The organism is Agromyces sp. NPDC056523 (assembly GCF_042794545.1).
Taxonomy (GTDB): domain Bacteria; phylum Actinomycetota; class Actinomycetes; order Actinomycetales; family Microbacteriaceae; genus Agromyces.
Window position 1 is genome coordinate 872,267 of sequence record NZ_JBHTTM010000001.1, and the last position, 22,947, is coordinate 895,213.

21 protein-coding genes are annotated in these 22,947 nt (G+C 71.5%); 10 read left to right on the forward strand and 11 right to left on the reverse strand.

All coding sequences use genetic code 11. From position 1 onward, the window contains the following. The first annotated feature begins 92 nt into the window (after positions 1-92). Positions 93-2,192, forward strand: a complete 2,100-nt coding sequence (gene paaZ, locus ACFQ58_RS04265) for a phenylacetic acid degradation bifunctional protein PaaZ (RefSeq protein WP_376949808.1) — start codon at positions 93-95, stop codon at positions 2,190-2,192. 15 nt (positions 2,193-2,207) lie between these two features. Here paaZ and ACFQ58_RS04270 read toward each other — a convergent pair whose 3' ends face one another. After that, entirely contained in the window at positions 2,208-4,319 is a 2,112-nt protein-coding gene (locus tag ACFQ58_RS04270; protein ID WP_376949809.1) for a RecQ family ATP-dependent DNA helicase, read from the reverse strand. A gap of 194 nt (positions 4,320-4,513) precedes the next feature. Here ACFQ58_RS04270 and ACFQ58_RS04275 point away from each other — a divergent pair, with 194 nt between their 5' ends. Beyond that, positions 4,514-4,750, forward strand: coding sequence for a hypothetical protein (locus ACFQ58_RS04275; protein WP_376949810.1), 237 nt, complete (start codon positions 4,514-4,516; stop codon positions 4,748-4,750). 7 nt (positions 4,751-4,757) lie between these two features. Here the strand turns inward: ACFQ58_RS04275 and ACFQ58_RS04280 are convergent, their stop codons facing one another. Next, on the reverse strand, positions 4,758-5,132 hold the full coding sequence (locus tag ACFQ58_RS04280; RefSeq protein WP_376949811.1) for an STAS/SEC14 domain-containing protein: 375 nt from the start codon (positions 5,130-5,132) through the stop codon (positions 4,758-4,760). Positions 5,133-5,402: 270 nt separating this feature from the next. Between ACFQ58_RS04280 and ACFQ58_RS04285 the strand changes: the two genes are divergently transcribed. Then, positions 5,403-5,768 (forward strand): hypothetical protein, encoded by a 366-nt coding sequence (locus tag ACFQ58_RS04285; protein WP_376949812.1) that lies wholly within the window; start codon positions 5,403-5,405, stop codon positions 5,766-5,768. Between the two features lie 11 nt (positions 5,769-5,779). On the opposite strand, the gene ACFQ58_RS04290 is transcribed toward ACFQ58_RS04285, so the two are convergent. The 5 genes from ACFQ58_RS04290 to paaI all read right to left on the reverse strand — a co-directional run bounded on the left by ACFQ58_RS04290 (position 5,780) and on the right by paaI (position 9,835). Then, entirely contained in the window at positions 5,780-6,493 is a 714-nt protein-coding gene (locus tag ACFQ58_RS04290) for an ANTAR domain-containing protein (protein ID WP_376949813.1), read from the reverse strand. Next, positions 6,490-7,200, reverse strand: a complete 711-nt coding sequence (locus ACFQ58_RS04295) for a GAF and ANTAR domain-containing protein (RefSeq protein WP_376949814.1) — start codon at positions 7,198-7,200, stop codon at positions 6,490-6,492. Before ACFQ58_RS04295 ends, ACFQ58_RS04290 begins: the two co-directional genes overlap by 4 nt. Positions 7,201-7,324: 124 nt before the next feature. Further along, entirely contained in the window at positions 7,325-7,945 is a 621-nt protein-coding gene (locus tag ACFQ58_RS04300; protein WP_376949815.1) for a TetR/AcrR family transcriptional regulator, read from the reverse strand. A 34-nt stretch (positions 7,946-7,979) separates the two neighbouring features. Beyond that, positions 7,980-9,242 (reverse strand): phenylacetate--CoA ligase PaaK, encoded by a 1,263-nt coding sequence (gene paaK, locus ACFQ58_RS04305; protein WP_376950332.1) that lies wholly within the window; start codon positions 9,240-9,242, stop codon positions 7,980-7,982. Positions 9,243-9,367: 125 nt separating this feature from the next. After that, positions 9,368-9,835, reverse strand: a complete 468-nt coding sequence (paaI, locus tag ACFQ58_RS04310; RefSeq protein ID WP_376949816.1) for a hydroxyphenylacetyl-CoA thioesterase PaaI — start codon at positions 9,833-9,835, stop codon at positions 9,368-9,370. A 148-nt stretch (positions 9,836-9,983) separates the two neighbouring features. Between paaI and paaA the strand changes: the two genes are divergently transcribed. From paaA to ACFQ58_RS04345, 7 genes are all read left to right on the forward strand, one after another. Further along, complete coding sequence (gene paaA / locus ACFQ58_RS04315) at positions 9,984-10,970, forward strand: 1,2-phenylacetyl-CoA epoxidase subunit PaaA (RefSeq protein ID WP_376949817.1); 987 nt, start codon at positions 9,984-9,986, stop codon at positions 10,968-10,970. After that, on the forward strand, positions 10,970-11,275 hold the full coding sequence (paaB, locus tag ACFQ58_RS04320; RefSeq protein ID WP_092674907.1) for a 1,2-phenylacetyl-CoA epoxidase subunit PaaB: 306 nt from the start codon (positions 10,970-10,972) through the stop codon (positions 11,273-11,275). The genes paaA and paaB overlap by 1 nt, the downstream gene beginning before the upstream one ends. Further along, on the forward strand, positions 11,272-12,135 hold the full coding sequence (paaC, locus tag ACFQ58_RS04325) for a 1,2-phenylacetyl-CoA epoxidase subunit PaaC (protein ID WP_376949818.1): 864 nt from the start codon (positions 11,272-11,274) through the stop codon (positions 12,133-12,135). Before paaB ends, paaC begins: the two co-directional genes overlap by 4 nt. Next, complete coding sequence (gene paaD, locus ACFQ58_RS04330) at positions 12,132-12,668, forward strand: 1,2-phenylacetyl-CoA epoxidase subunit PaaD (protein ID WP_376949819.1); 537 nt, start codon at positions 12,132-12,134, stop codon at positions 12,666-12,668. The genes paaC and paaD overlap by 4 nt, the downstream gene beginning before the upstream one ends. Then, the gene (gene paaE / locus ACFQ58_RS04335; RefSeq protein WP_376949820.1) at positions 12,668-13,882 is read left to right on the forward strand and encodes a 1,2-phenylacetyl-CoA epoxidase subunit PaaE; all 1,215 of its coding nucleotides are present in this window, start codon (positions 12,668-12,670) and stop codon (positions 13,880-13,882) included. Before paaD ends, paaE begins: the two co-directional genes overlap by 1 nt. A 25-nt stretch (positions 13,883-13,907) precedes the next feature. Next, complete coding sequence (locus ACFQ58_RS04340) at positions 13,908-14,681, forward strand: enoyl-CoA hydratase/isomerase family protein (protein WP_376949821.1); 774 nt, start codon at positions 13,908-13,910, stop codon at positions 14,679-14,681. Between the two features lie 101 nt (positions 14,682-14,782). Then, the gene (locus tag ACFQ58_RS04345) at positions 14,783-17,401 is read left to right on the forward strand and encodes a N,N-dimethylformamidase beta subunit family domain-containing protein (protein WP_376949822.1); all 2,619 of its coding nucleotides are present in this window, start codon (positions 14,783-14,785) and stop codon (positions 17,399-17,401) included. Positions 17,402-17,463: 62 nt separating this feature from the next. On the opposite strand, the gene ACFQ58_RS04350 is transcribed toward ACFQ58_RS04345, so the two are convergent. The 4 genes from ACFQ58_RS04350 to ACFQ58_RS04365 are packed head-to-tail and all read right to left on the reverse strand — an operon-like array spanning position 17,464 to position 22,892. After that, entirely contained in the window at positions 17,464-19,089 is a 1,626-nt protein-coding gene (locus tag ACFQ58_RS04350) for a peptide ligase PGM1-related protein (RefSeq protein ID WP_376949823.1), read from the reverse strand. Continuing rightward, a complete protein-coding gene (locus tag ACFQ58_RS04355) occupies positions 19,089-20,234 on the reverse strand; it encodes an adenylate/guanylate cyclase domain-containing protein (protein WP_376949824.1) in 1,146 nt (381 codons plus the stop codon). Before ACFQ58_RS04355 ends, ACFQ58_RS04350 begins: the two co-directional genes overlap by 1 nt. Then, positions 20,224-20,613, reverse strand: a complete 390-nt coding sequence (locus ACFQ58_RS04360; protein WP_376949825.1) for a response regulator — start codon at positions 20,611-20,613, stop codon at positions 20,224-20,226. The genes ACFQ58_RS04355 and ACFQ58_RS04360 overlap by 11 nt, the downstream gene beginning before the upstream one ends. Continuing rightward, positions 20,613-22,892 (reverse strand): GAF domain-containing protein, encoded by a 2,280-nt coding sequence (locus ACFQ58_RS04365; protein WP_376949826.1) that lies wholly within the window; start codon positions 22,890-22,892, stop codon positions 20,613-20,615. The genes ACFQ58_RS04360 and ACFQ58_RS04365 overlap by 1 nt, the downstream gene beginning before the upstream one ends. Between the last annotated feature and the right edge of the window lie 55 nt (positions 22,893-22,947).

Sequence of the window (22,947 nt, forward strand, 5' to 3'; positions counted from 1 at the left end):
GGAACTCGGAGGCTGCTCAGGACGGAATCGACCGTTCCCTCCTGACGAGCCTCCGTCTTCCTGAAACCGTACGAATGAACGAGGAGACATCCATGACCGGAATCCTGCCCAGCTACGTGCGCGACGCGTGGTGGACGCCCGACGAGGCCGCCGCGGCCTCGGCGACGGAGGTGCGCGACGCGTCGACCGGCGAGGTCGTCGCGCGCGTCTCGACCGAGGGCCTCGACCTCGGTGCGGTGCTCGAGCACGCGCGCACGGTCGGCCAGAAGAGCCTCGGCGAGCTGACCTTCCACCAGCGCGCGGTGCTGCTCAAGCAGATGGCGCTCGCGCTCACCGAGCGCAAGGCCGAGCTGTACGCCCTGTCGGCGCGCACCGGTGCGACCGAGCGCGACTCGTGGATCGACATCGACGGCGGCATCGGCGTGCTGTTCACGTACTCGTCGAAGGGACGCCGCGAGCTGCCGAACGCCAAGGTCCTCGTCGACGGCCCCATCGAGCCGCTGTCGAAGGACGGCTCGTTCATCGGCCGGCACGTGTACACGCGCCTGCCCGGCGTCGCCGTGCAGATCAACGCGTTCAACTTCCCCGTGTGGGGTTCGCTCGAGAAGTTCGCACCGGCGTTCCTCGCGGGCGTGCCGACGGTCGTGAAGCCCGCGACGCCCACCGGCTACCTCGCCGAGGCGTACGTCCGCATCCTCGTCGAGTCGGGCCTGCTCCCCGCCGGGTCGCTGCAGCTCGTGTCGGGCAGCGTGCCCGACCTGTTCGACCACCTGCGCCTCGGCGACCTCGTCGGGTTCACCGGGTCGGCGTCGACCGCCGAGCGGCTGCGCGCGCACGACTCGGTGCAGACCGGCGGCGTGCGATTCACGAGCGAGACCGACTCCATCAACGCGTCGGTCCTCGGCACTGATGCCGAGCCGGGCAGCCCCGAGTTCGACGCGTACGTCAAGCAGCTCGTCGTCGAGATCACGGCGAAGTCGGGCCAGAAGTGCACCGCCATCCGCCGGGCGATCGTGCCCGCGGCATCCGTCGACGCGGTCATCGACGCGGTGCGCGACCGCATCGCGGAGCGCGTGGTGCTCGGCGACCCGCGCGCCGAGGGCGTGACGATGGGCCCGCTCGCCTCGACGGGACAGCGCGACGAGGTGCTCCGCCAGGTGGGCAAGCTGCAGGAGGCCGGCGGCGAGGTCGTCGTCGGCTCCGCCGACGCCCCCGAGGTGCGGCTCGCGGATGGCACGACCGGGGTCGCAGCCGACGGCGCGTTCGTCGCGCCGATGCTGCTGCGGTTCGCGGATGGCTCCGCCGACGCCGTGCACGCCGTCGAGGCGTTCGGCCCCGTGGCATCCGTCATCGGCTACTCGTCGCTCGACGAGGCGGTCGATCTCGTCGGGCGCGGCGGCGGCTCGCTCGTCACGAGCGTCGCGACGCACGACCCCGAGGTCGCCGTCGCCCTGGCCACGGGCATCGCGCCCATGAACGGCCGGCTCCTCTTCCTGGACCGCGACGACGCCCGCACCTCGACCGGACACGGCTCGCCCGTCCCGCACCTCGTGCACGGCGGACCCGGCCGCGCCGGCGGCGGCGAGGAGCTCGGCGGCATCCGCGCGGTGCACCACCACATGCAGCGGACCGCGGTGCAGGGCTCGCCCGCGATGCTCACGGCGCTGACGGGCGAGTGGCACCCCGGCGCCGAGGCCCGGCCGTATGAGGCGGCGGGGGAGCCGCATCCGTTCCGGAAGTCGCTTGCCGAGCTGCGCATCGGCGACCAGGTCGCGTCGGCGCCGCGCACGGTCACGCTCGAGGACATCGAGACGTTCGCGAACTTCACCGGCGACACGTTCTACGCGCACATGGACGAGGAGGCCGCGGCGGCGAATCCGTTCTTCCCGGGCCGTGTCGCCCACGGCTACCTGCTCGTGTCGTGGGCGGCCGGGCTGTTCGTGGACGCCGCTCCCGGGCCCGTGCTCGCGAACTACGGCCTCGAGAACCTGCGATTCATCACGCCGGTCTCGCCCGGCGACTCGATCCGGGTCGAGCTCACGGCGAAGCAGATCTCGCCGCGCGAGACCGACGAGTACGGCGAGGTGCGCTGGGACGCGGTGCTGAAGAACCAGGACGACGAGATCGTCGCGACGTACGACGTGCTCACCCTCGTGGCGAAGGAGCCGATGCCGGCGACCCAGCCGGCGTAGTCGCGCGATCCGGCGTCACCCGCGCAGCCCGAGGACGAAGGGCAACACGTCGGTCGCACCCGCCTGCCGGACGCTGCGCGCGGCGACGGTGAGCGTCCAACGGCTGTCTGCCTGGTCGTCGACGAGCAGCACCCCGCCCGACGGGATGTCGAGCCCGTCGGCGCTGAACCGGCTCCACACGCCCGCGAGGCGGAAGGCGCTGTTGCCGCCGGGATCGCCCGTCGGGCCGCCGCCGACGAGCCGGAGCGCGCCGAGGTACGGAAGGCGACCCACGTCGGCGAGGCCGCGAGCGAGGGAGTCGACGAGCTGCGGCCGCGAGCGCGACGGCACCGAGACGACCGCGACGGGTCGCTCGGCCCAGCTCCAGCCGGCCAGCACGCGCACGCACGCGTCCAGGAGTCGCGGGGACACCGGCGCGTCGGGTGCGCCCGCGGCGAAGAGCTCGCGCAGCGTGCCGCCCCAGCCGAGGTCGGTGAGCCGCGCGAGCGCGCGGCCCTCGCCGGCCTGCTCGCCCGGCGGGATACGGCCCTTCACCGGCACACCGAGCCGGTCGGCGCCGGTCGGCCACGCGCGCCGAGGTTCGATCGGCACCCCCACCCGGTCGAGCGCGCCGGCGGCCGCATCGGCGGCGCCGTCGGCGAGGCCGACCGCGTACCACGCACCCGCGCAGTTGTCGCAGCGGCCGCACGGCCGCGCCGTGTCGTCGTCGAGCGCGCGCTGCAGGAACTCCATGCGGCATCCGTCGGTCGTCTCGTAATCGATCATGTGCTGCTGCTCGGCCTCGCGTTCGGCCGCGATGCGCCCGTACCGGTGGGCGTCGTAGGTCCACGGCTCGCCGGTCGCGATCCAGCCGCCCTGCACGCGTCGCACGGCCCCGTCGACGTCGAGCACCTTCAGCAGGAGCTCGAGCGGGGTGCGTCGGACGTCGACGCGCGCCTCGAGCGCAGGCGTCGAGAGCGGTACGTCGGAGAGCTCGGCGATGACCCGCCGGGCACGCTCCTCATCGGGCATCGACGCCGTCGCGAAGTAGTGCCAGATCGCGCGATCCTCCGGTCCGGGCAGCAGCAGCACGTCGGCGCTCTCGCTCGCACGACCGGCGCGGCCGACCTGCTGGTAGTAGGCGACCGGGGACGAGGGCGCGCCGAGGTGCAGCACGAACCCGAGGTCGGGCTTGTCGAACCCCATGCCGAGCGCGCTCGTCGCGACGAGCGCCTTGACCTCGTTGCGCTTCAGCAGTGCCTCGGACTCCGCGCGCTCGTCGGGGTCGGTCTGGCCCGTGTAGGCGCGCACGTCGTGCCCGCGTTCGCGCAGCAGCCGTGCGGTGTCGTTCGCGGCCGAGACCGTGAGCGCGTAGATGATGCCCGAGCCAGGCAGGTCGTCGAGGTGACTGAGCAGCCAGGCGAGGCGCGTCGGTGCGTCGGGCAGGCGCAGCACGCCGAGTCGCAGGGAGGTGCGAGCGAGCGGCCCCCGGATCGTCAGCACGTCGTCGCCGTGGCCGAGTTGTTCCGCGACATCGGCGACCACCCGGCTGTTCGCGGTCGCCGTGGTCGCGAGCACGGGCACGCCGGCCGGGATGCCCGCGATGAGGTCGCGCAGCCGCCGGTAGTCGGGCCGGAAGTCGTGGCCCCAGTCGCTGATGCAGTGCGCCTCGTCGACCACGAGCATGCCGATGCGGCCGATGAGCGCGGGCAGCTGCTGCTCGCGGAACGACGGGTTGTTCAGGCGCTCGGGCGAGACGAGCAGTACGTCGACGGCGTCGTCGGCGAGCCGCTGCTGCACGTCGGCCCACTCGTGCGGATTCGTGGAGTTGATGGCCACGGCGCGCACGCCTGCGCGCTCGGCGGCCGCGATCTGGTCGCGCATGAGCGCCAGCAGCGGCGAGACGAGTACCGTCGGTCCGGCGCCCCGGCGTCGCAACAGGAGCGTCGCCACGAAGTACACGGCCGACTTGCCCCAGCCGGTGCGCTGCACGACCAGGGTGCGCCGTCGACCATCGACCAAGGCCTCGATCGCCTCGTACTGGCCGTCGTGGAAGTCGGCGTCGTCGCGTCCGACGAGCTCGCGCAGGGCGGCGAGCGCCTCGGCGCGCGTGTCGGCGGGCGTGACGGACGCAGGGGTCGAGGTCATGCGGTCCACTCTGGTCGAGCCCGCCGACAGCCGTCGGGCGGCGATCACGTCGGGCTCGCCCGTGCCAGGTACAGCATCCTCAGGAGGCACCTCATTCCCCGCGCCCGCCGCACGCGGAGGAATACGGCATCCGTCCGATGCCCGCCATCCACCTCAGGGACGAGGTTGGATGCACACCACCTGAGGAGATGGACATGATGCAGATCTCGGAGTTCAGCTTCCCGCACCTCCACGCGGCGCACGACGAGCGGCTGACGATCGAGCTCGAACGGCGGCGCGTCGCCGCGGAGCGTCGCGCGGAGACCGCGGCACCCCGGCCGACCTCCGCGTGGCTGCGATTCGGCCGTCGGAGCGGTGCGGCAGTGCGTGAGCCAGCCGTTCGCCCGGCCGGCGGCATCCTTCGCGCAGAGCCCTGCCCGACCTGCCCGTAGCGCGGGATCAGCCGGCAGAGCGGCCGTCGGCGGCCCAGGCGATCGCGTCGCCGCGGCGTGCGAGCGGGAAGACGCGGAACTCGCCGGGCACGAGACCGCCGAAGGCGACGGCGAGTCCGGTGAGCACGTCGCGATCGGTGACGAGTGCGGCCCGATGCCACACAGAGAGCGGCCGTCCGAGGAACTTCGCGTCCTCGATCATCGCCCCCAGCGAGTAGTGGTCGAACTCGTCGTCGATGACGAGCACGAGGTCGACGCTCCCGACGGCCGCGGCCGCGTCGATCGCGGGGTCGAGCACCTCCCGGTAGTCGTCGGCGCTCACGGTGCCCACGGCGCGGAATCCGATCACTCCGTGCGGCAGGTCCTGCAGGATCTCGATCATGGCGTCCCCCTCGGGGACATTCTGCACCTCAGCGGCGGAATGCCTCGATGGCTGCGGCGAAGCGGGCGGCGACGTAGGCGTAGCCGGCGTCGTTGAGGCCGCCCTGGAGCACGATGACGTCGTACTCGGTCGCGGATGCCGCGTGCGCCTGGATCCGGTCGGGGTAGGGCAGCCCCGTCCGACTGTCCGGTGAGCGAACCGCGCGTTACCATGGAATCCGGCCCCCCAGACCCCGGGACCATCCATCGACGGGATGTCCGAGGGGATTGGATGGCACAGGTGATCCGGTACGCCGGAGCGGAATACCTCATCGCGGATGCGACCGCGAACGCGCTGTTGGAATATTCGGCGAGACTCTCCCGCCGCGCCACGGTCGAGGTCGTCGACGTGCCGATGCGACGTGCCGACGGGTCGCGTGGGGTGGTGCGCCTGATCATCGGTGCCGCCATGCCCCTCGCGTCCGAAACCTCGCCGGACGGACGTGGAGTCGACGCCGACCTCGAGCAGCGTCGCGCGGCGGAACGGCTCCGAGAGCGCGCGGCCGACATCGGACACGGCGGCGTCACCGCTCCACACCCGGACGGGGACGGATCCCGAGCAGGCGCGCACCGGTTCGACTCGCTCGACGACCTCTGAGAGCCGGCGCCTCAGAAGAGCAGCTCGAGCCGCACCACGCGGTCGGCGACGGTGCTCAGCGGCAAGCGCTGATTGCGCGCATACCCGCGCAACAGGGCGAACGCCTCGTCGGGGCTCATGCCGTGCACGTGGGCGAGCACGCCCTTCGCCTGCTCGATGGTCACGCGGGAGTTGAGCGCCCGTTGCAGCTGCTGGCGGGTCGTATCGCTCGCACGCATCGATCGTTGGTGCAGGATGCCGATCGTCGCGACATCGGCCAGCGCCTGCGCCGCCCGCATATCCGGCCGGTTCAGCTCGCCGAGCTGCGTCCGAAGCAGGTTGAGCGATCCGATCGTGATGTCGCGCAGGCGCATCGGGATGGCGTAGGTGGATGCGAATCCGCCTTCGAGCGCGGCGGCCTTGAAACGTCTCCAGTGCGTCGGTGCGGCGGCGATGTCGGGAACCGAGATCACCGAGGCCGTGAGGAAGCTGTCGATGCAGGGTCCGGCCTCCGCGGAGAGCTGGATCGTCTCGATCAGGAGGCTCTCCTCGTCGGTGGAGGCGATCACCTCGAGCTGACCGTCCTCGTCGGCGAGCAGCAGTCCCGCGGCGGCGACGTCCAGGAGGTCCTGGCAGCTCTCCACGAGCGTCTGGAGCAGCTCGACGACGTCGTAATCCGCGACGAGCGTGTCGGCGAGCGATGCGAACAGGTCGAGGAGGCGTTCCTGGCGCGAGGAGTCCGTCACCGCTCCGCCTCGATGCGGTCGGCATTGCGTACGAACGTGAGACGTCGGGCGATGATGTCCTCGGCGACCTCGGCCATCGACTGGCCCTGGGCCAGTGCCTGCCCCTGGATGAGCAGGTGGGCGTCGTCGGGCGCCAGCCCGAGTTGCGCGATGACGAACCCGGTCGCCTGGTGCACAGCGCGACGCGAATGACCGCTGCGCTCGGGGGCGGCATCGACGTCGCGTGCCAGCCGGATGGCGCGGCGCAGGACGTGCCGGCTGATGAGCGCGGTCATGGCGTCGATCCGAGCCGCCTGCGTGTCGGTGAGCGTCGACGGCTCGCGATCGTACAGGTCGAGCGCGCCGAAGCGCAGCGTGCCGACCGACAGGGGGAACGCGAAGAGCGCGCCGATCGGTTCGTCGCGGAGGGCCTCCGAGAATCCCGGCCACACCCGGCTCGGATGGCGCTGCACGTCGGGTTCGATGACCGGCTGTCCAGTGGACACGGCGTCCCAGCACGGGCCCTCGCCGAGGTCGAACTGCAGCTCGTCGAGCCGGCCCGCCTGCGCATCGCTCGCGGACACGGTCTCCTGCGCAAGGAGCCCGCCGAGCGTCGACACCGACGCGCCCGACAACGGCACCGCGCGCAGGACCGGGCGGGTCAGGTCGCTCTCGGTCGGGTCGAGTGCGGCGAGCTCGCCCATGGCGTTGTCGAACGCCTCGCCCACGTGACTCACCTCCCGCGGTCGGTCGTGTTCCGTGTACTCACGCTATCCCCAGCGACGGGCGCCGCGAGGGGGTTGCGCGCGTGCGTCCGGCGTGCGCGCGCGGACGGCCGGGGGGTACGGCGACTCAGACGCGCGAGCGCGACGGCACGCGCAGCCCGTCGAGCGCGACCGCGATCACGTCGTCGGCCAGCCGCGCGGCATCCTCTCGCCCGCCGGGCCGATACCACTCGACGATCGAGTTGATCATGCCGAACAGCAGGCGCTCGACGATGCGCACGTCGATGTCGCTGCGGAGCGTGCCCTCCGACTGGGCGGCCGACACCAGGTCGGTCACCCGGGTGTCGAACGCGCGCCGACGGGCGAGTGCGCGCCGCTCGACCTCGGTGTTGCCGCGCACGCGCAGCAGCAGCGTGACGTACGGCAGCTCGGCGACGAGCACGTGCACCGCGCCCCGCAGCACGTGGTCGAGCCGGTCGGCCGCGCTGCCGCCCGCTGCGTCGGCTTCGTCGAAGACGCCCTCGAGCGAGCTCAGCGCATGGTCGAGCGCGCGGTCGAGGATCTCGTCCTTCGACGCGAAGTGATGGTAGATCGCCGACTTCGACAGGCCGAGCCGGTCGGCGAGCACGCCCATGGAGGTCGCGTCATAGCCGAACTCGTTGAACGCGGCCACGGCGACCCTCAGGATCCCCTGCTGGTCGTACCCTGGGCGCCCGCGGCGCTGCGATCCGTTCCCGTTCTCCGACATCCCGTTCAGTCTCGCATTCGCGCCGCCGGCCGCGTCAGTGCGGCTCGCGCAGGTCGTAGACCCGCTTGTACTTGCCCTCGCTGCGGGGCAACGCGCCCGGCTCCTCGAGCTGCACGCGCACCGACGAGCCGATGAACTGCTTGATCTTGCCGGCGAGCACGACCGTCGCGGCCTGGCACGCGTCGACGGGCAGGTCGGGGTGCCGCTCGATGCGCACGGTCATGTCGTCCATGTGCCCGGTGCGCGTGAGCTCGATGATGAAGTGCGGCGTGAGGTGCTCGATCTCGAGCACGAGTTCCTCGATCTGCGTGGGGAAGAGGTTCACGCCGCGGAGGATGATCATGTCGTCGTTGCGGCCGGTGATCTTCTCCATGCGGCGCATGCCGGGGCGCGCCGTGCCGGGCAGCAGGCGCGTGAGGTCGCGCGTGCGGTAGCGGATGACCGGGAACGCTTCCTTGGTCAGCGTCGTGAAGACGAGCTCGCCCTGCTCGCCGTCGGGCAGTCGCTCGCCCGTCTCACCGTCGATGATCTCGGGCAGGAAGTGGTCCTCCCAGAGGTGCGGGCCGTCCTTGGTCTCGACGCACTCGTTGCCGACGCCCGGCCCCATCACCTCGGACAGGCCGTAGATGTCGACCGCGTCGATGCCGAGCTTGTCCTCGATGCGGCGGCGCATCTCGTTCGTCCACGGCTCGGCGCCGAGGATCGCGACCTTGAGCGAGGTCGAGCGCGGGTCGATGCCCGCCTCCTCCATCGCATCGGCGATCGTGAGCAGGTAGCTCGGCGTGCACATGATCGCGTCGGGCTCGAAGTCGCGGATGAGCTGCACCTGGCGCGCGGTCTGCCCGCCCGACATCGGGATGACGGTCGCGCCGAGCTTCTCGATGCCGGCGTGCGCGCCGAGGCCGCCCGTGAAGAGGCCGTAGCCGTATGCGTTGTGCACCTTCATGCCGGGGCGCACGCCGCTCGCGCGCAGCGAGCGGGCGATGAGCGACGCCCAGCGATCGAGGTCGTCGTGCGTGTAGCCGACGACGGTCGGGCGACCGGTGGTGCCCGATGAGGCGTGGATGCGCGCGACCCGGTCCATCGGCACGGCGAACATGCCGAACGGGTAGGTCTCGCGCAGGTCGGCCTTGGTCGTGAACGGCAGCTTCGCGACATCCGCCAGGGCCTGGATGTCGTCGGGGTGCACGCCGTGCTCGTCGAACTTGGTGCGGTAGAGCGGCACGTTCTCGTACGCGTGCCGCACGGCCCACTGCAGGCGTTCGAGCTGGAGCGCCTCGATCTCGGCGCGCGACATGCGCTCCTCGGGATCGAGCTCGGCGGCCGCGGCGGGCTCGATGCCCGAGACGGTGGGGCGGACGGCGGACTCGGCGGCCGTGGTGCTGGGAATGGTCGTCGGCGACACGGTGGCTCCCGGTGTGGTCAGAACGTGCGGTTGGTGGAGATGGAGCGGCCGCGGAACTCGGCGACGGCGTCGCCCTGCTCGTCGACGACCGTCACGTCGTAGAGGCCCGTGCGGCCGCTGCGGGCGCGGCGCACGGCGGTCGCGGTGAGCGTCTGCCCGGCGACCGTGGACTTCAGGAAGGTGATGTCGGCGCCCGCCGCGACGGTGACGCGGTGGTCCTCGTTGCAGGCGATCGCGAAGGCCGTGTCGGCCAGCGTGAACACGAGCCCGCCGTGGGTGATGGCGAAGCCGTTCGTCATGTCCTCGCGCACGCGCATCGAGACGACGGCGTGCCCGGGGTCGTCGCGTTCGACGACGATGCCGAGCATCGCCGAGGCGAGGTCGCGCTGCATCATGGAGCGGTTCAGGCGGGCGGATGCCTCGGCATCGGTCGTGTCGCCTGCCGGCTCGGCCGCGTCGTGGCGTCCGGTCGCGACATCCGTCATGCGCTGCTCCTCATCGAGTGCGGGGGATCGCCGCGGACCCTCGTTGCCGCGACGCTTGACAAGAGCCTATACTAACTGAACGATCGGTTGGTAATGCGGATGTCGCGACATCCGTCACCGCCCGGTCCCGAGAGCATTGGAGTCGACGATGACCGCACCCGCCGACCTGAGCGTCGCCAGCATCGATGAACGCCGCGACGAGGCCGCCGAGGCCCGTTTCGACGACCTCATCGCCCAGGATTCGCGCATCGAGCCGCGCGACTGGATGCCCGACGCGTACCGCAAGACGCTGATCCGGCAGATCAGCCAGCACGCGCACTCCGAGATCATCGGCATGCAGCCCGAGTCCAACTGGATCTCGCGCGCGCCGAGCCTCAAGCGCAAGGCCATCCTCATGGCCAAGGTGCAGGATGAGGCGGGCCACGGCCTCTACCTCTACTCGGCCGCGCAGACCCTCGGCATCGGGCGTGACGAGATGACGCAGCAGCTGATCGAGGGCAAGGCCAAGTACTCGTCGATCTTCAACTACACGACGCCCACCTGGGCCGACATGGGCGCGATCGGATGGCTCGTCGACGGCGCCGCGATCTGCAACCAGGTGCCGCTCTGCCGCGCCTCCTACGGTCCGTACGGCCGCGCGATGATCCGCATCTGCAAGGAGGAGTCGTTCCACCAGCGCCAGGGCTTCGAGATCCTCCTCGAGCTCATGCAGGGCACCGAGGCGCAGCGGCGGATGGCCCAGGAGGCCGTCGATCGCTGGTACTGGCCCTCGCTCATGATGTTCGGCCCGCCCGACGACCAGTCGCCGAACTCGGCGCAGTCGATGGCGTGGAACATCAAGCGCTTCTCGAACGACGAGCTGCGCCAGCGCTTCGTCGGCATGCTCGTGCCGCAGGCCGAGGTCATGGGCGTCACCCTGCCCGACCCGAACCTGAAGTGGAACGAGGCCGAGCAGCGCTACGACATGAGCGAGATCGACTGGACCGAGTTCCACGAGGTGCTCGCGGGTCGCGGGCCGGCCAACGCCGAGCGACTGCGTCGTCGCCGCGAGGCGCATGAAGACGGCGCGTGGGTGCGCGAGGCCGCCGCCGAGTACGCCCGCAAGCAGGCACTGAAGCAGAAGGCGGTGGCGTGATGTCGACTCCGGGTGAGATGGGGACCGAGGCCTGGCCCCTCTGGGAGGTCTTCGTACGGGCCAACCGAGGCCTGAGCCACGTGCACGTCGGCTCGCTGCACGCGCCCGACGCCGACATGGCCGTGCGCAACGCGCGCGACCTCTACACGCGCCGCAACGAGGGCGTGTCGATCTGGGTCGTGCCCGCCGATGCGGTCACCACGAGCGACCCCGATGCGAAGGGCGCGTTCTTCGAGAGCCCCGCCGGCAAGAACTACCGGCACGCGGTGTACTACACGAAGTCCGAAGGGGTGAAGCACCTGTGAGCGATCTCGGTACGCCTCAGGAAGACCACCACGGCGACGTCACCGTCGACCGCGTCGCGCTCGCCGAGGAGCTCGCCGGCTCCGAGGCGACGGCCGGCCACGTGGCATCCGACGACGTCGCGGAGTTCGCGCTGCGCCTCGGCGACGACGCGCTCGTGCTCAGCCAGCGCCTCGGCGACTGGATCAGCCGGGCGCCCGAGCTCGAGGAGGACGTCGCGCTCGCGAACATCGCGCTCGACCTGCTCGGCCACGCGCGGTCGCTGCTGCACTACGCCGGCACGCGCGACGGCCGCTCCGAGGACGACCTCGCGTATTACCGCGACGAGCCCGAGTTCCGCAACGCGTGGATCTTCGAGCAGCCCAACGGCGACTTCGCGCACACGATCGCGCGGCAGCTGTTCGTCGCGACCTACCTGCTCGAGCTCTACCGCGGGCTCGAGGAGTCGTCCGATGCCACGATTGCGGCGATCGCGGCGAAGGCGTCGAAGGAGGTCGACTACCATCGCGACCACGCGATCCAGTGGACGCTGCGCCTCGCCGGCGGCACCGACGAGTCGCGCCGCCGCATGATCCGCGCGGTCGAGCAGACCTGGCCGTACGTCGACGAGCTCTTCCGCGACGACGCGCTCGCGTCGAGGCTGGCCGAGCAGGGCGTCGCGCCGCTGCCGTCGTCGCTGCGCGAGGCGTTCGACGCCGTGATCGACGAGGTGTTCGCCGAGGCCGACCTGTCTCGGCCCGAGGGCCGGCTCGCGTTCGTGGTCGGCGGGCGCGGTCGCGACGGGGAGCACACCGAGCACCTCGGCCCGATCCTCGCCGAGATGCAGGTGCTCGCCCGCGCCCACCCGGGAGCGTCCTGGTGACCGGCGCGATCGAGGCATCCGTCGCCCGCCCCGTGCCGAGCGACCCGGCCGCACGCGCGGCGTGGGACGTCGCGGCGACCGTGACCGACCCCGAGGTGCCGGTGCTCACCATCGAGGACCTGGGCGTGCTGCGCTCGGTCGCCGTCGACGACGGCGGGTCCGTGCACGTCGAGCTCACGCCGACGTACAGCGGCTGCCCCGCGATGGACGCCATGCGCGACGACGTCGTGCTCGCCCTCACGCACGCCGGGTACGACCGCGTCGACGTGAAGATGGTGCTCGCGCCCGCGTGGACCACCGACTGGATGAGCGAGTCCGGCAAGGAGAAGCTCCGCACGTACGGCATCCAGGCGCCGTCGGGCCACGCGCCCGTGCGCGACGGAGGGCCGATCCGCCTGAAGATGGCGGTCAAGTGCCCGCGCTGCGACTCGCTGAACACCCGCGAACTCGCCCGCTTCGGCTCGACGTCGTGCAAGGCGCTCTACGAGTGCCTCGACTGCCTCGAGCCCTTCGACTACTTCAAGGTGCTCTGATGGCCGCGATCAACCTGGGCTCCAGCGGAGCCCCCGCCCGCAGCGCCGCGGGCACGCTGACGACGGATGCCGCGATCGCCGACGCGTTCCTCCAGAGCGCGGTCGGCGGCGGCACGGCCCCGAAGCGCCGTCGCGCCCGGTTCCACCGGCTCGAGGTCGACGAGGTGCGCCCGCTGACGGATGACTCGGTCGAGGTCACGTTCGCCGTGCCCGACGAGCTCGCCGACGACTACACCTACCTGCCCGGCCAGTACGTCGCCCTCCGCCGCGAGATCGACGGGCACGAGCTGCGCCGCTCCTACTCGATCTGCCGCCCGCCCGTGCGCGGCAGCGTGTCGGTCGCGATCAAGCGCGACCTCGGCGGGCAATTCTCGACGTGGGCGAACTCCGAGCTCGCCGCGGGCGACCGCATCGACGTGATGAGCCCGCAGGGCACGTTCACCTCGGGCCTGGACTCGCTCGACGGCAAGCACGTCGTCGGCATCGCCGCGGGCTCCGGCATCACGCCGCTCATGGCGCTCGCGCACACCGTGCTCGCGCGCTCCGACGACGCGCGGTTCACGCTGGTCTACACGAACCGGTCGACGCGCGACGTGATGTTCCTCGAGGAGCTCGCCGAGCTCAAGGACCGGTATCCGTCGCGCCTCGCGCTGCACCACGTGCTCTCGCGCGAGCAGCGCACGGCGCCCCTGCTCTCGGGCCGCATCGACGCCGAGAAGCTCGAGCGCATGCTCGACGCGCTCATCCCGCCGTCGACGGTCGACGAGTGGTTCCTGTGCGGGCCGTTCGAGCTGGTGCAGCTCGCACGCGACACGCTCGAGGCGCGCGGCGTGCCATCCGGTCGCGTTCGGTACGAGCTCTTCACGACCGACGCCGACCGCGCGACCGAACCCCGTCACGGACGGCCCGTGGTCGTCGAGCGCGGCGAGGCGACGTTCGACATCGAGTTCACCCTCGACGGCAACTCCTCCAGCGTCGAGAGCCCGGTCAGCGCGAACGAGTCGATCCTCAACGCGGCGCTGCGCGTTCGCGGCGACGTGCCGTTCGCGTGCGCGGGCGGCGTGTGCGGCACCTGCCGCGCCCGCGTGATCGAGGGCAGCGTGAACATGACCGAGAACTACGCGCTGGAGCCCGACGAGCTCGAGCGCGGATACGTGCTCACCTGCCAGTCGCACCCCACGTCCGACCGGGTCGTGGTGGACTACGACGTATGACCCTCACCGCGCGAAGGAGCGCCGCATGATCCAGCTCGAGATCCAGGACGGCGTGGCCGAGGTGGTGCTCGACGCACCCGAGAAGCTCAACGCCCTCGACGAGTCGGCGATCGCCGAACTCGGCGACGCGTACGAGCGGGCCGAGCTCGCGGGCGTCCGCGCGCTCGTGCTGCGCGGCGAGGGTCGCGCGTTCTGCGCCGGCCGCGACATCGCCGGCGTCGACCCGCGCGACGACGACGTGCAGGGCTACCTCGGCGGCCTGGTCGAGCCGCTTCTGAAGCGGATGTCGCGGTTCCCCGCACCCACGTTCGCCGTCGCGCATGGCGCATGCCTGGGCGTCGGGCTCGGCCTGCTCATCGCGTCCGACATCGTCTACGTCGCCGACACCGCGAAGATCGGCTCGCCGTTCAAGAACCTCGGCGCCACGCTCGACTCGGGCGGGCACGCGCTGTTCTACGAGCGGCTCGGGGCCCACCGCGCCATGGACCTCATCGTCACGGGACGGCTCATGTCGGGCACCGAGGCGGTCGCCGCCGGACTCTTCTCGCAGGTGCTGCCCGCCGACGAGGTGCTCGAGGCCGCGCGCGCGGCGGCCCGCACCGCGGCATCCGGCCCGACCCAGGCGTTCATCGCCTCGAAGCGGCTCGTCGCCGACCTGCGCGACCACCGCCTGGGCCTCTGGTCGTCGATGACCGACGAGAACCGCGCCCAGGCCGCGCTCTGCGACACCGACGACTATCGCGAGGGCTTCGCCGCCTTCCAGGAGAAGCGCGCGCCGGCGTTCACGGGCCGGGGCTGAGGTCGCCCCCAGTTCGGGTGGAGCAGGCCGCGTGAGCGGCGAACCGCGGGTTATCATCGCGCGGTAGGAGGTCGCAGGACCATGTCGCAGGGGAGTGGCCGATGAGGGCTGTCATCGCATCGATCGCGGCTGCCGTGATCGCGGTCGCCGGGCTCGGAGGTGCGGCGCTCGTCGACACCGCGCCGGCGGCAGCGGTTCCCGCGACGGTCGCCCACACGGCGGCCGCTGCCGAGCCGCCTGCCGTGAATGCGATCGTGCAGGAGAACCGCCGTCCGGGTACGACCGGGTGGCAGATCCCTTGGCCTGGGCGCTCGCTCGCGACCGACCGCGACCTGGCGGTGAAGGCCTACGCGTCCGAGGTGAGCGTCGACCAGGGCCAGGCGGTCGGCCTCCACGTGCACGTCGCGTCGGCGGGCTCGACGACCTACGACGTCTACCGGCTCGGCTGGTACCAGGGTCTCGGCGGTCGCCGCGTCACCGGCGGCACGTTCACCGCGTCGCCCGCCCCGGCGTGCCAGACCGCGATGCCCAACGGAACGGTGACCTGCCCGTGGCCGCGGTCCGTCACCATCCAGACGGGCGCGGACTGGACCAGCGGCGTGTACGCCGTGGTGGTCACGCGCGGCCTCAAGCAGACGTACGCGTCCTTCGTGGTGCGCGACGACGACGCCTCGGGCAAGCTCGTGCACGTCCAGCCCACGTTCAACTACCAGGCGTACAACAACTTCCCCGACAACGGCACGACCGGCAAGAGCCTCTACACGTACAACTCCTTCGGCGCGACGACCGTCTCCGGGGATCGGCAGGCGGTGAAGGTCAGCTTCGACCGGCCCTACCCCAACTCGGGCGCCTCGCTGCTGATGAACGAGGAAGCGCCCATGATCCGCTATGCGGAATCGCGCGGCTTCGACGTCGTCTACGCAACCAACTTGGACCTGCACCGTGATCCCGGCCTGTTGTCGGGACAGCAGGGCATGATCTCGGTGGGGCACGACGAGTACTGGAGCGGCGAGATGTTCACGGCGGCCGAGGCCGCTCGCGACGCCGGCGTGGACCTCGCCTACTTCGGCGGCAACAACATGTACTGGCAGGTCCGGGTCGAGCCATCCGCATCCGGCACGCCGAACCGCATCATCGTCTGCTACCGCAGCGCCTCACTCGATCCGGTGAAGGGGGCGACGAGCACGGTCCGGTTCCGCGACATCCCGCGGCCCGAGCAACCGGTCATCGGGCAGATGTGGCCCCTCACCGACGGCCTCGGCCTCGTCGGATCTCCCGCGCCATGGGTGGTGCGGACCGCGAATCACTGGATGTACCGCGGCACCGGGCTGGGCAACGGCTCGGCGATCCCCGGCCTCGTCGGGATCGAGGCCGACCGCCGGCACACCGAGTTCCCGGGACCGGCGCTTCTGGCGGGCACGACGCAGGCGGTGCTCGCCCAATCGCCGTTCACGGCACGCAACGGCGGACGTGGTCTCCACGAGGCCACGCTGTACCAGGCGCCGTCATCGGCCCACGTGTTCTCGGCCGGGACGCTGAACTACACCTCGGGGCTGATGGGCGGATACGTCGCCGCCCAGCAGCCGGTGCGCACCATGACGACGAACCTCCTCTCGCGGTTCAGCGGCGCGCAGCTCGCGGCCGGCACGGAACGCGTCTGGGGAGCCGACCGCTACGCGACGGCCGTGGCGCTCTCGAAGAGGGGGTTCCCAGACACCGGAGTCCCGGTGGCGTACCTCGCAACGGGTGCCGCCTTCCCCGACGCGCTCGCCGCGGGCGCAGCCACCCGCGGTGAAGGACCCGTGCTCCTCGTGCCCGGGACGACGCTCCCGCAGTCGGTGCTCGATGAACTGGCGCGGCTGCGGCCCGCGAAAGTGGTCGTGGCGGGCGGACCGTCCGTCGTGTCGGATGCCGTGATGGCGGCGGCCTCGAAGGCGGCCGGCGTGACCGCGATACGCGCGTCGGGGACCGATCGCTACGCGACCGCGGCGAACATCTCGACGAGGGCGTTCTCCCCTGGGGTTCCGGTGGCGTATGTGGCAACGGCCGCGGACTTCCCGGATGCCCTCGCCGCGAGCGCCGCGGCGGCGCAGCTCGGTGGTCCCGTCCTGCTCACGGCGCAGACCGCGCTCCCGCCGTCCACGCGTTCCGAGCTCGATCGGCTCAATCCCCAGCGCGTCGTCGTCGTCGGATCGGCCGGCGTGATCTCGGAGGCCGTCCGAACGGCGATCGCCGCGTACTCGCCCCAGGTCGTCCGCCTCGGCGGCGCCGATCGCTATGACACGGCGGCGGCGATCGCCCACGACCTCGCTGCTGCCGGGGCCGTGAACGTCGCCGCCGTCGCAACGGGCCTGAACTTCCCTGATGGCCTCGCCGCCGGTCCCGTGGTCGCAGCGGAGGGCGGCGTGTTGCTCATCACGGGCGCCACGCTCACGCCGGGCGTGGCCGAGGAGATCGTGCGGGGCGATCCGGACACGGTGATGCTCGCCGGGTCGGAGGCCGTGATCTCGGCGAGCGTCGCGAATGCGATCGCCGGCCTGTTCGCGCCGATCGGCCCGAACACGCTCCAGACGCCGCTGCAGTCCCTGTCGAACGACGCGACCGTGCCCGACACGGGTCCGCAGGACGAGTTCATACCGCCGGGCCTGCGCGGCAGGGAGCTCCCCTGGCTGAACACGCCGGCGGCGGAGAACCGGCCGCCGGCGGCGGGTCAGCGATGACGGCAGCGGACCGCATCGCGTAGCCGCAGCCGGGCCGGTCGGCTCGTCGAGCGGCCGCCGGCCTACAGTCCGCGGTGGAGGTCGGTCCGGCGCGGCCCGCGCGGTGCCTGGTCGTTCGCCCCGGCCGGCTCGGGAAGCGGCGCCGCCCTGCCCGCGGCCCGTGCGTCGTCGAGCAGGATGCGGCGTGCGCCCTCGTAGAGTTCCATCGCCTCCTCGGCCGTGTCGCCGACGGCGGTCATGCCGACCCGGCCGTGCTCGGTGATCGAGCTGATCATGTGGAACACGATGCCGGTCTGCCGCGAATGGTCGTAGTGCAGCCCCTGCAGGGCGACCGCGTCGAACAGGTCCCCGATCGAGAGCGAGCGCAGCTCGGGCGACTCGAGGTGGTCGGTCGCGACGAGGTGCTTCTCGTCACCGCTCGGGGTCAGGAACCGCCCCTCGGCGGCGTTGTACCGCCCGTCGGTGAGGAACTGCAGGGTGAGGAACGGATGCGTCGTGCCGCCCTTGCGCAGGTTGAGCTCGATCGCGTACGCCGACCAGTCGCCCGCGGCATCCCGGACCACGACGAAGTCGACCGCGAACCGGCCGAGCACGCCTTCCGCCGCGAGCCGCTCGCCGATGGCCATGGCCGGCTCGCTGATGAGTTCCGCGTACGCCGGGTCTGCCGGGAACACGCAGCCGAGGTAGCTCTGGCCGCTCGCGCCGCCGAGCAGCTGGTCGTGCGTCGACAGCAGTTCCACCGTGCCGGCGGGCAGCACGCGCAGCTGCACGCTCGGGCTCAGGATCTCCTCGCCGACGATCCGCTCCTCGACGATGCCGCCGTCGGACGCGAGCCGGGCCGAGTATGCGTCGAAGCCGGCCTCGGGGTCCTCCATGCGCATGGCCCGCACGCGGTCCTCGATCTCCACCCGACGGTCGAGTGGGGGCACATCCGCGACGCCGTCGAGCTCGACGAGCGCGTTGCCCGAGCCCGAGACGCCCTCGTTGAGCTTCACGATCACCTGGCGGAGGCCCGGACGCTGCTCCATCAGCGACTCGATCGCCGTCGCGACCTCGTCGATGCCGTGCAGGTCCTCGGCGCCGAGCGGATGCGGCACCCCTACCTCGCCGAACAGCCGCCGGCAGCCGGTCTTGCTGCCGAGCCAGGCGAGCCGCGGATCGGACCCGTACATGGGGATCCCCAGCGTCAGGGCCAGATCGCGCTCGAGCCTCGTGGTGCTGTACGGGATCAGGTGCGAGTGCGCCCGGTTCGGGATCAACGCGGCGATCTCGGCGATGAGCTTGGGCCGGGCGAGGAGCTTCTCGCTGAGCGCTCGTGGCGAGAGGTCGCCGACCGAGATGAGGTGCAGTCGTCGCCGTGCGTGGCTCGGGATGACACCGGGCAGCAGCGCGAGGTAGTACTCGATGATGCTCGGGTCGATCGTCGTCGAGGTGACGTAGATCATCCGCATCTTCGGCTGGCGCAGCAGCAGCAGCAGGAACAGGAAGCGCTCCTCGTACGCCTGGCCCAGGCTGCCGCTGCCGGGCGTCAGCCGCACCGGGGGCACGGATGGCACGACCACGACCGACTCGTCGTCGAGGTCGTGGCCCATGGCGTCCCAGACGGCGGGCATGCGCAGCTGCAGGTCCTCGAACCGGTGGAAGCGGGCCTCGTCGTCGAGCGCGGCGAGCAGGTTCGATTCGTTCATCACTCGACCTCTCCGGATGTCTCGTGCGCCGGCGCGAGGCCGGTGACGGAGTAGGCGCGCACGGGCCTGCTGAAGCCCTTCAGCTCGAGATCGCCGACCGGCTCGCCGACCGCGATGCCGTCGGTCGCGCCGAACACGCGTTGCGCGACGAGGATCTGGCTCGGCGCAGCGACCGCGCACAGGCGCGCCGCGAGGTTCGTCACGCTCCCGATCGCGGCGTAGTCCGACCGGCCCTCGAACCCGATGCGGCCGAGCGTGGCGTAGCCCTGCGCGACGCCGACGCCGAACCCCAGGTCGCTGCCGCGCCGGCTCCAGCCCTCGGCCAGCTCCTCGACGCGATCGCGCATCGCGACCGCCATCTCCACCGCACGCGCCGCCGGGTCCTCGCACGGGACGGGGTCGTTGAAGAACACCATGAGGCCGTCGCCCGTGAAGCGCTCGAGCGTGCCCTCGAACCGATCGATGAGCTCGCCCAGCGCCGCGTGGTACTCCCCGAGCACGCCCATCACCTCCTCGGGCTCGCTGGACTCGGCGAAGGCCGTGAACCCCCGCAGGTCGCAGAAGACGACCACGATCTCGCGGCGGTGGCTGCCGAGGAAGGACTCGTCCTCGCCGGTGTCGATGACCAGGTCGACGAGCTGGGGCGGCAGGAACCGCCGCAGCCGGTTCACGCGCTCGAGCTCGTCCACCTGGGCCGCGACCCGCGCCTCGAGCTCACCGTTCCATTCCGCGAGCTCGACGGCCTGGCGCTCGATCGTGTCCTGGTAGCGCTTGATGCGGGCGAGGTTCGCGACGCGTGCGAGAAGTTCGCCCTGGTCGAACGGCTTGGTCACGAAGTCGTCCGCTCCGGCCTCGATGGCGTGGAGCTTCTCCTGGTCGCCGCTCGCGGTGATCATCACGACCGGGAGGAACTCGAGTCCCGGCGTCCGCCGGATGCGCCGGCACACCTCGTAGCCGTCGATCCCGGGCATCACCACGTCGAGCAGCACGAGGTCGGCGCCGGCGGTCGGCAGCATCTCGAGCGCCGCCTCGCCGGATGCCGCCGTCAGGACCCGGTACCCGCGCGGGCTCAGCACCGCGTCGAGCAACCGCAGGTTCTGCGGCAGGTCGTCGACCGCGAGGACGGTGATCTCGTCATCGGCCATCGTGGCGTCCGTCGCCGAGGAACGCGTCGACCTGCGCGGGCAGGTCACGCACGCTGATGGGCTTGCTGAGGTACCCGTCGAATCCGGCGGCGGCGGCGCGTTCGCGATCCTCCCGCATCGCGAACGCCGTGACGGCGACGACGGGGACGCCGTCGACCCGTGCGTCCTGCCGGATCCGTCGCAGTGCCTCGTAGCCGTCGATACCGGGCAGCTGGAGGTCCATCAGCACGAGGTCGGGACCGCACTCGCCCGCGAGGCGAACGCCGTCCTCGCCGGTCTGCGCCTCGACGATGTCGTAGCCGAACGCGGTGAGCACGTCGCGCACGAGCTTCAGGTTCAGCGGGTTGTCCTCGACGACGAGGATGCGGCGACCCGACATCAGCCCGTCCCTCCTCCGCGCGGCGGCGATGCCGCATCATCCACCGCCGCGTCGACGGCACCCACCCGGCGGAGCGCCCCCACCAGGTCGTCACGGCCGACGGGCTTGACGAGGTAGTCGGCTGCCCCGTGCGCGAGCCCGCGCGAGCGTTCGTCGAGGATCGAGACGATGACGACCGGGATGTCCCGCGTCGCCTCGTCGGCCCGCAACGCCGTGAGGACGCTCCAGCCGTCCATGCCCGGCAGGCGGATATCGAGGATGACTGCCGCCGGCTCGTGCGCCCGGACCAGCTCGATGCCCTCGCTGCCGTCACGGCCGCGCACCACCCGGACGCCGAGGCCGTCGAGGTAGGCGGTGATGAGGTCGAGCGACGCGCGGTCGTCGTCCACGACCACGATGACCGGCAGGTGCCGGCCGTCGCCGTCCTGCGCCGCGAGGGAACGGGGCACGGGGTGGCGCATCGGCACCGTGAAGCCGAACGTGCTGCCGGCGCCCACCTCGGACTCGAGCCACATGCGGCCGCCCAGCAGCGCCACGATGCGACGGCACAGCGTCAGCCCGAGGCCGGTGCCCTCCTCGCGCTGCGGGCCGCGGCGACCCTGCTGGAACGACTCGAAGATGCGCTCCCGGTCGTCCGGCGCGATCCCGGGACCGTCGTCGGTCACCGTCACGGCGAGCTCGTCGCCGTCCCGTCGGGCTGCGACGTCGACATGACCGCCGTCCGGCGTGAACTTGACCGCGTTGCTCAGCAGGTTCACGAGGACCTGCTTGATGCGCAACTCGTCGGACTCGATGCCATCGATGGCGGGATCGACCTCGAGCGTCACCGTGATGCCGTGGAGGCCGGCCCGTTCCCGGACCATCGCGATGCCGTACTCCATCACGGATCGCACCGAGAAGTGCGAGGTCGACAGCTCCATCCGGCCCGCCTCGACCTTGGACAGGTCGAGGATGTCGTTGAGCAGCTGCAGCAGGTGGCGGCCCGAGCTCAGGATGTCGCGCAGGTACTCGTCCTGGCGATCGTTGAGGTCGCCGAACATCCGCTCGAGGAGGACCTCGGAGAAGCCGATGACCGCATTCAGCGGCGTTCGCAGCTCGTGGGACATGCTCGCGAGGAACTCGGACTTGTGCTGGCTGACCACCTGCAGTTCGGCGGTCTTCGTCTCCAGCTCGCGGAACAGCTGCGCGTTCCAGACCGCGAGCGCGGACTGGCTCGCGAACGTCTCGAGGAACTCGATGGTCTCCTCGGAGAACGTGCCGGGACGCTTCCGGCGGACCACGAGGGCGCCGATGATGCGATCGCCGCGCAGGACGGGCACGGCCAGCATGGAGCGCCATCCGTCGTCGTGCAGGAGCTTCAGGTGGGGATCGAGCTGCTCGACCGCGTCGAGGTCTTCGACCGCGATCGGATGGCCCTCCATGGCGGCCCGGCCCACGAGCGTCGTCTCGAGCTCCACGCGGATGCCGCGCAGCTTCCGGAGCAGTTCGGTGCTCGAGGCGTAGGCGCTCCGCACCGAGAAGCAGCGCTCCTCCTCGACGTACTCCATGATCGAGCCGCCGTCGCATCCCGAGAAGCGCACCGCGTTCATGATGATGTTCTGGAGCACCTCGTCGAGCACGAGGCTCGAGCTGACCACCGCGCCCACGTCGCTGAGCGCCTCGAGCTGCTGCACCCGGCGGGCGAGCTCCGTGCCCCGCTGCTCGAGCTCCCGCACGAGGTGGACGTTGCGGACGACGATCGCCGCCTGTGCCGCGAACGCCTCGAGCAGGCCGATCTCGCGCTCGTCGAACGGATCCACCTCGGTCCGCACGAGCGAGAGTGCGCCGACCACTTCGTCGTCGAGGAGCATCGGCGCCGCCATCGTCGTGCGGAACCCCTCGATGCGCTGCACGTCCTGGCGGCCGTACTCCGGGTCGTCGAGCACGTCGGGGATCTGCGTGATCTGCCGGTCGACCGTGACCCGGCCGAGCAGCGTCCCGCGGTCGATGGTGAACGGCTGCTCGCCGATCCGGCTCACGAACTCCTTCGAGAAGCCGACCGAGGTCGCGAGCACGAAGTGGTCGCCGTCGATGAGATAGGCCGCGGCGGCCTCGCAGCGGCACAGCCGCCGGGCGCTCTCGACGACGCTCTCGAGCACGGCGTCGGGATCGGACGAGGACCGGCCGAGCGCGGTGAGCACCTCGTTCATCGCCACGAGCTGCTCGGTGGCGTCGCTGTAGTCGCGTTCGAGGCGCCGGAAACGCTCCTCGTCGACCGGGTGACCACGCTCGCCGACCATCGCCTCCCCCCGAGAGACCGATCGCGCCATCGCGACTTCGGGGTCATTGTCCTCC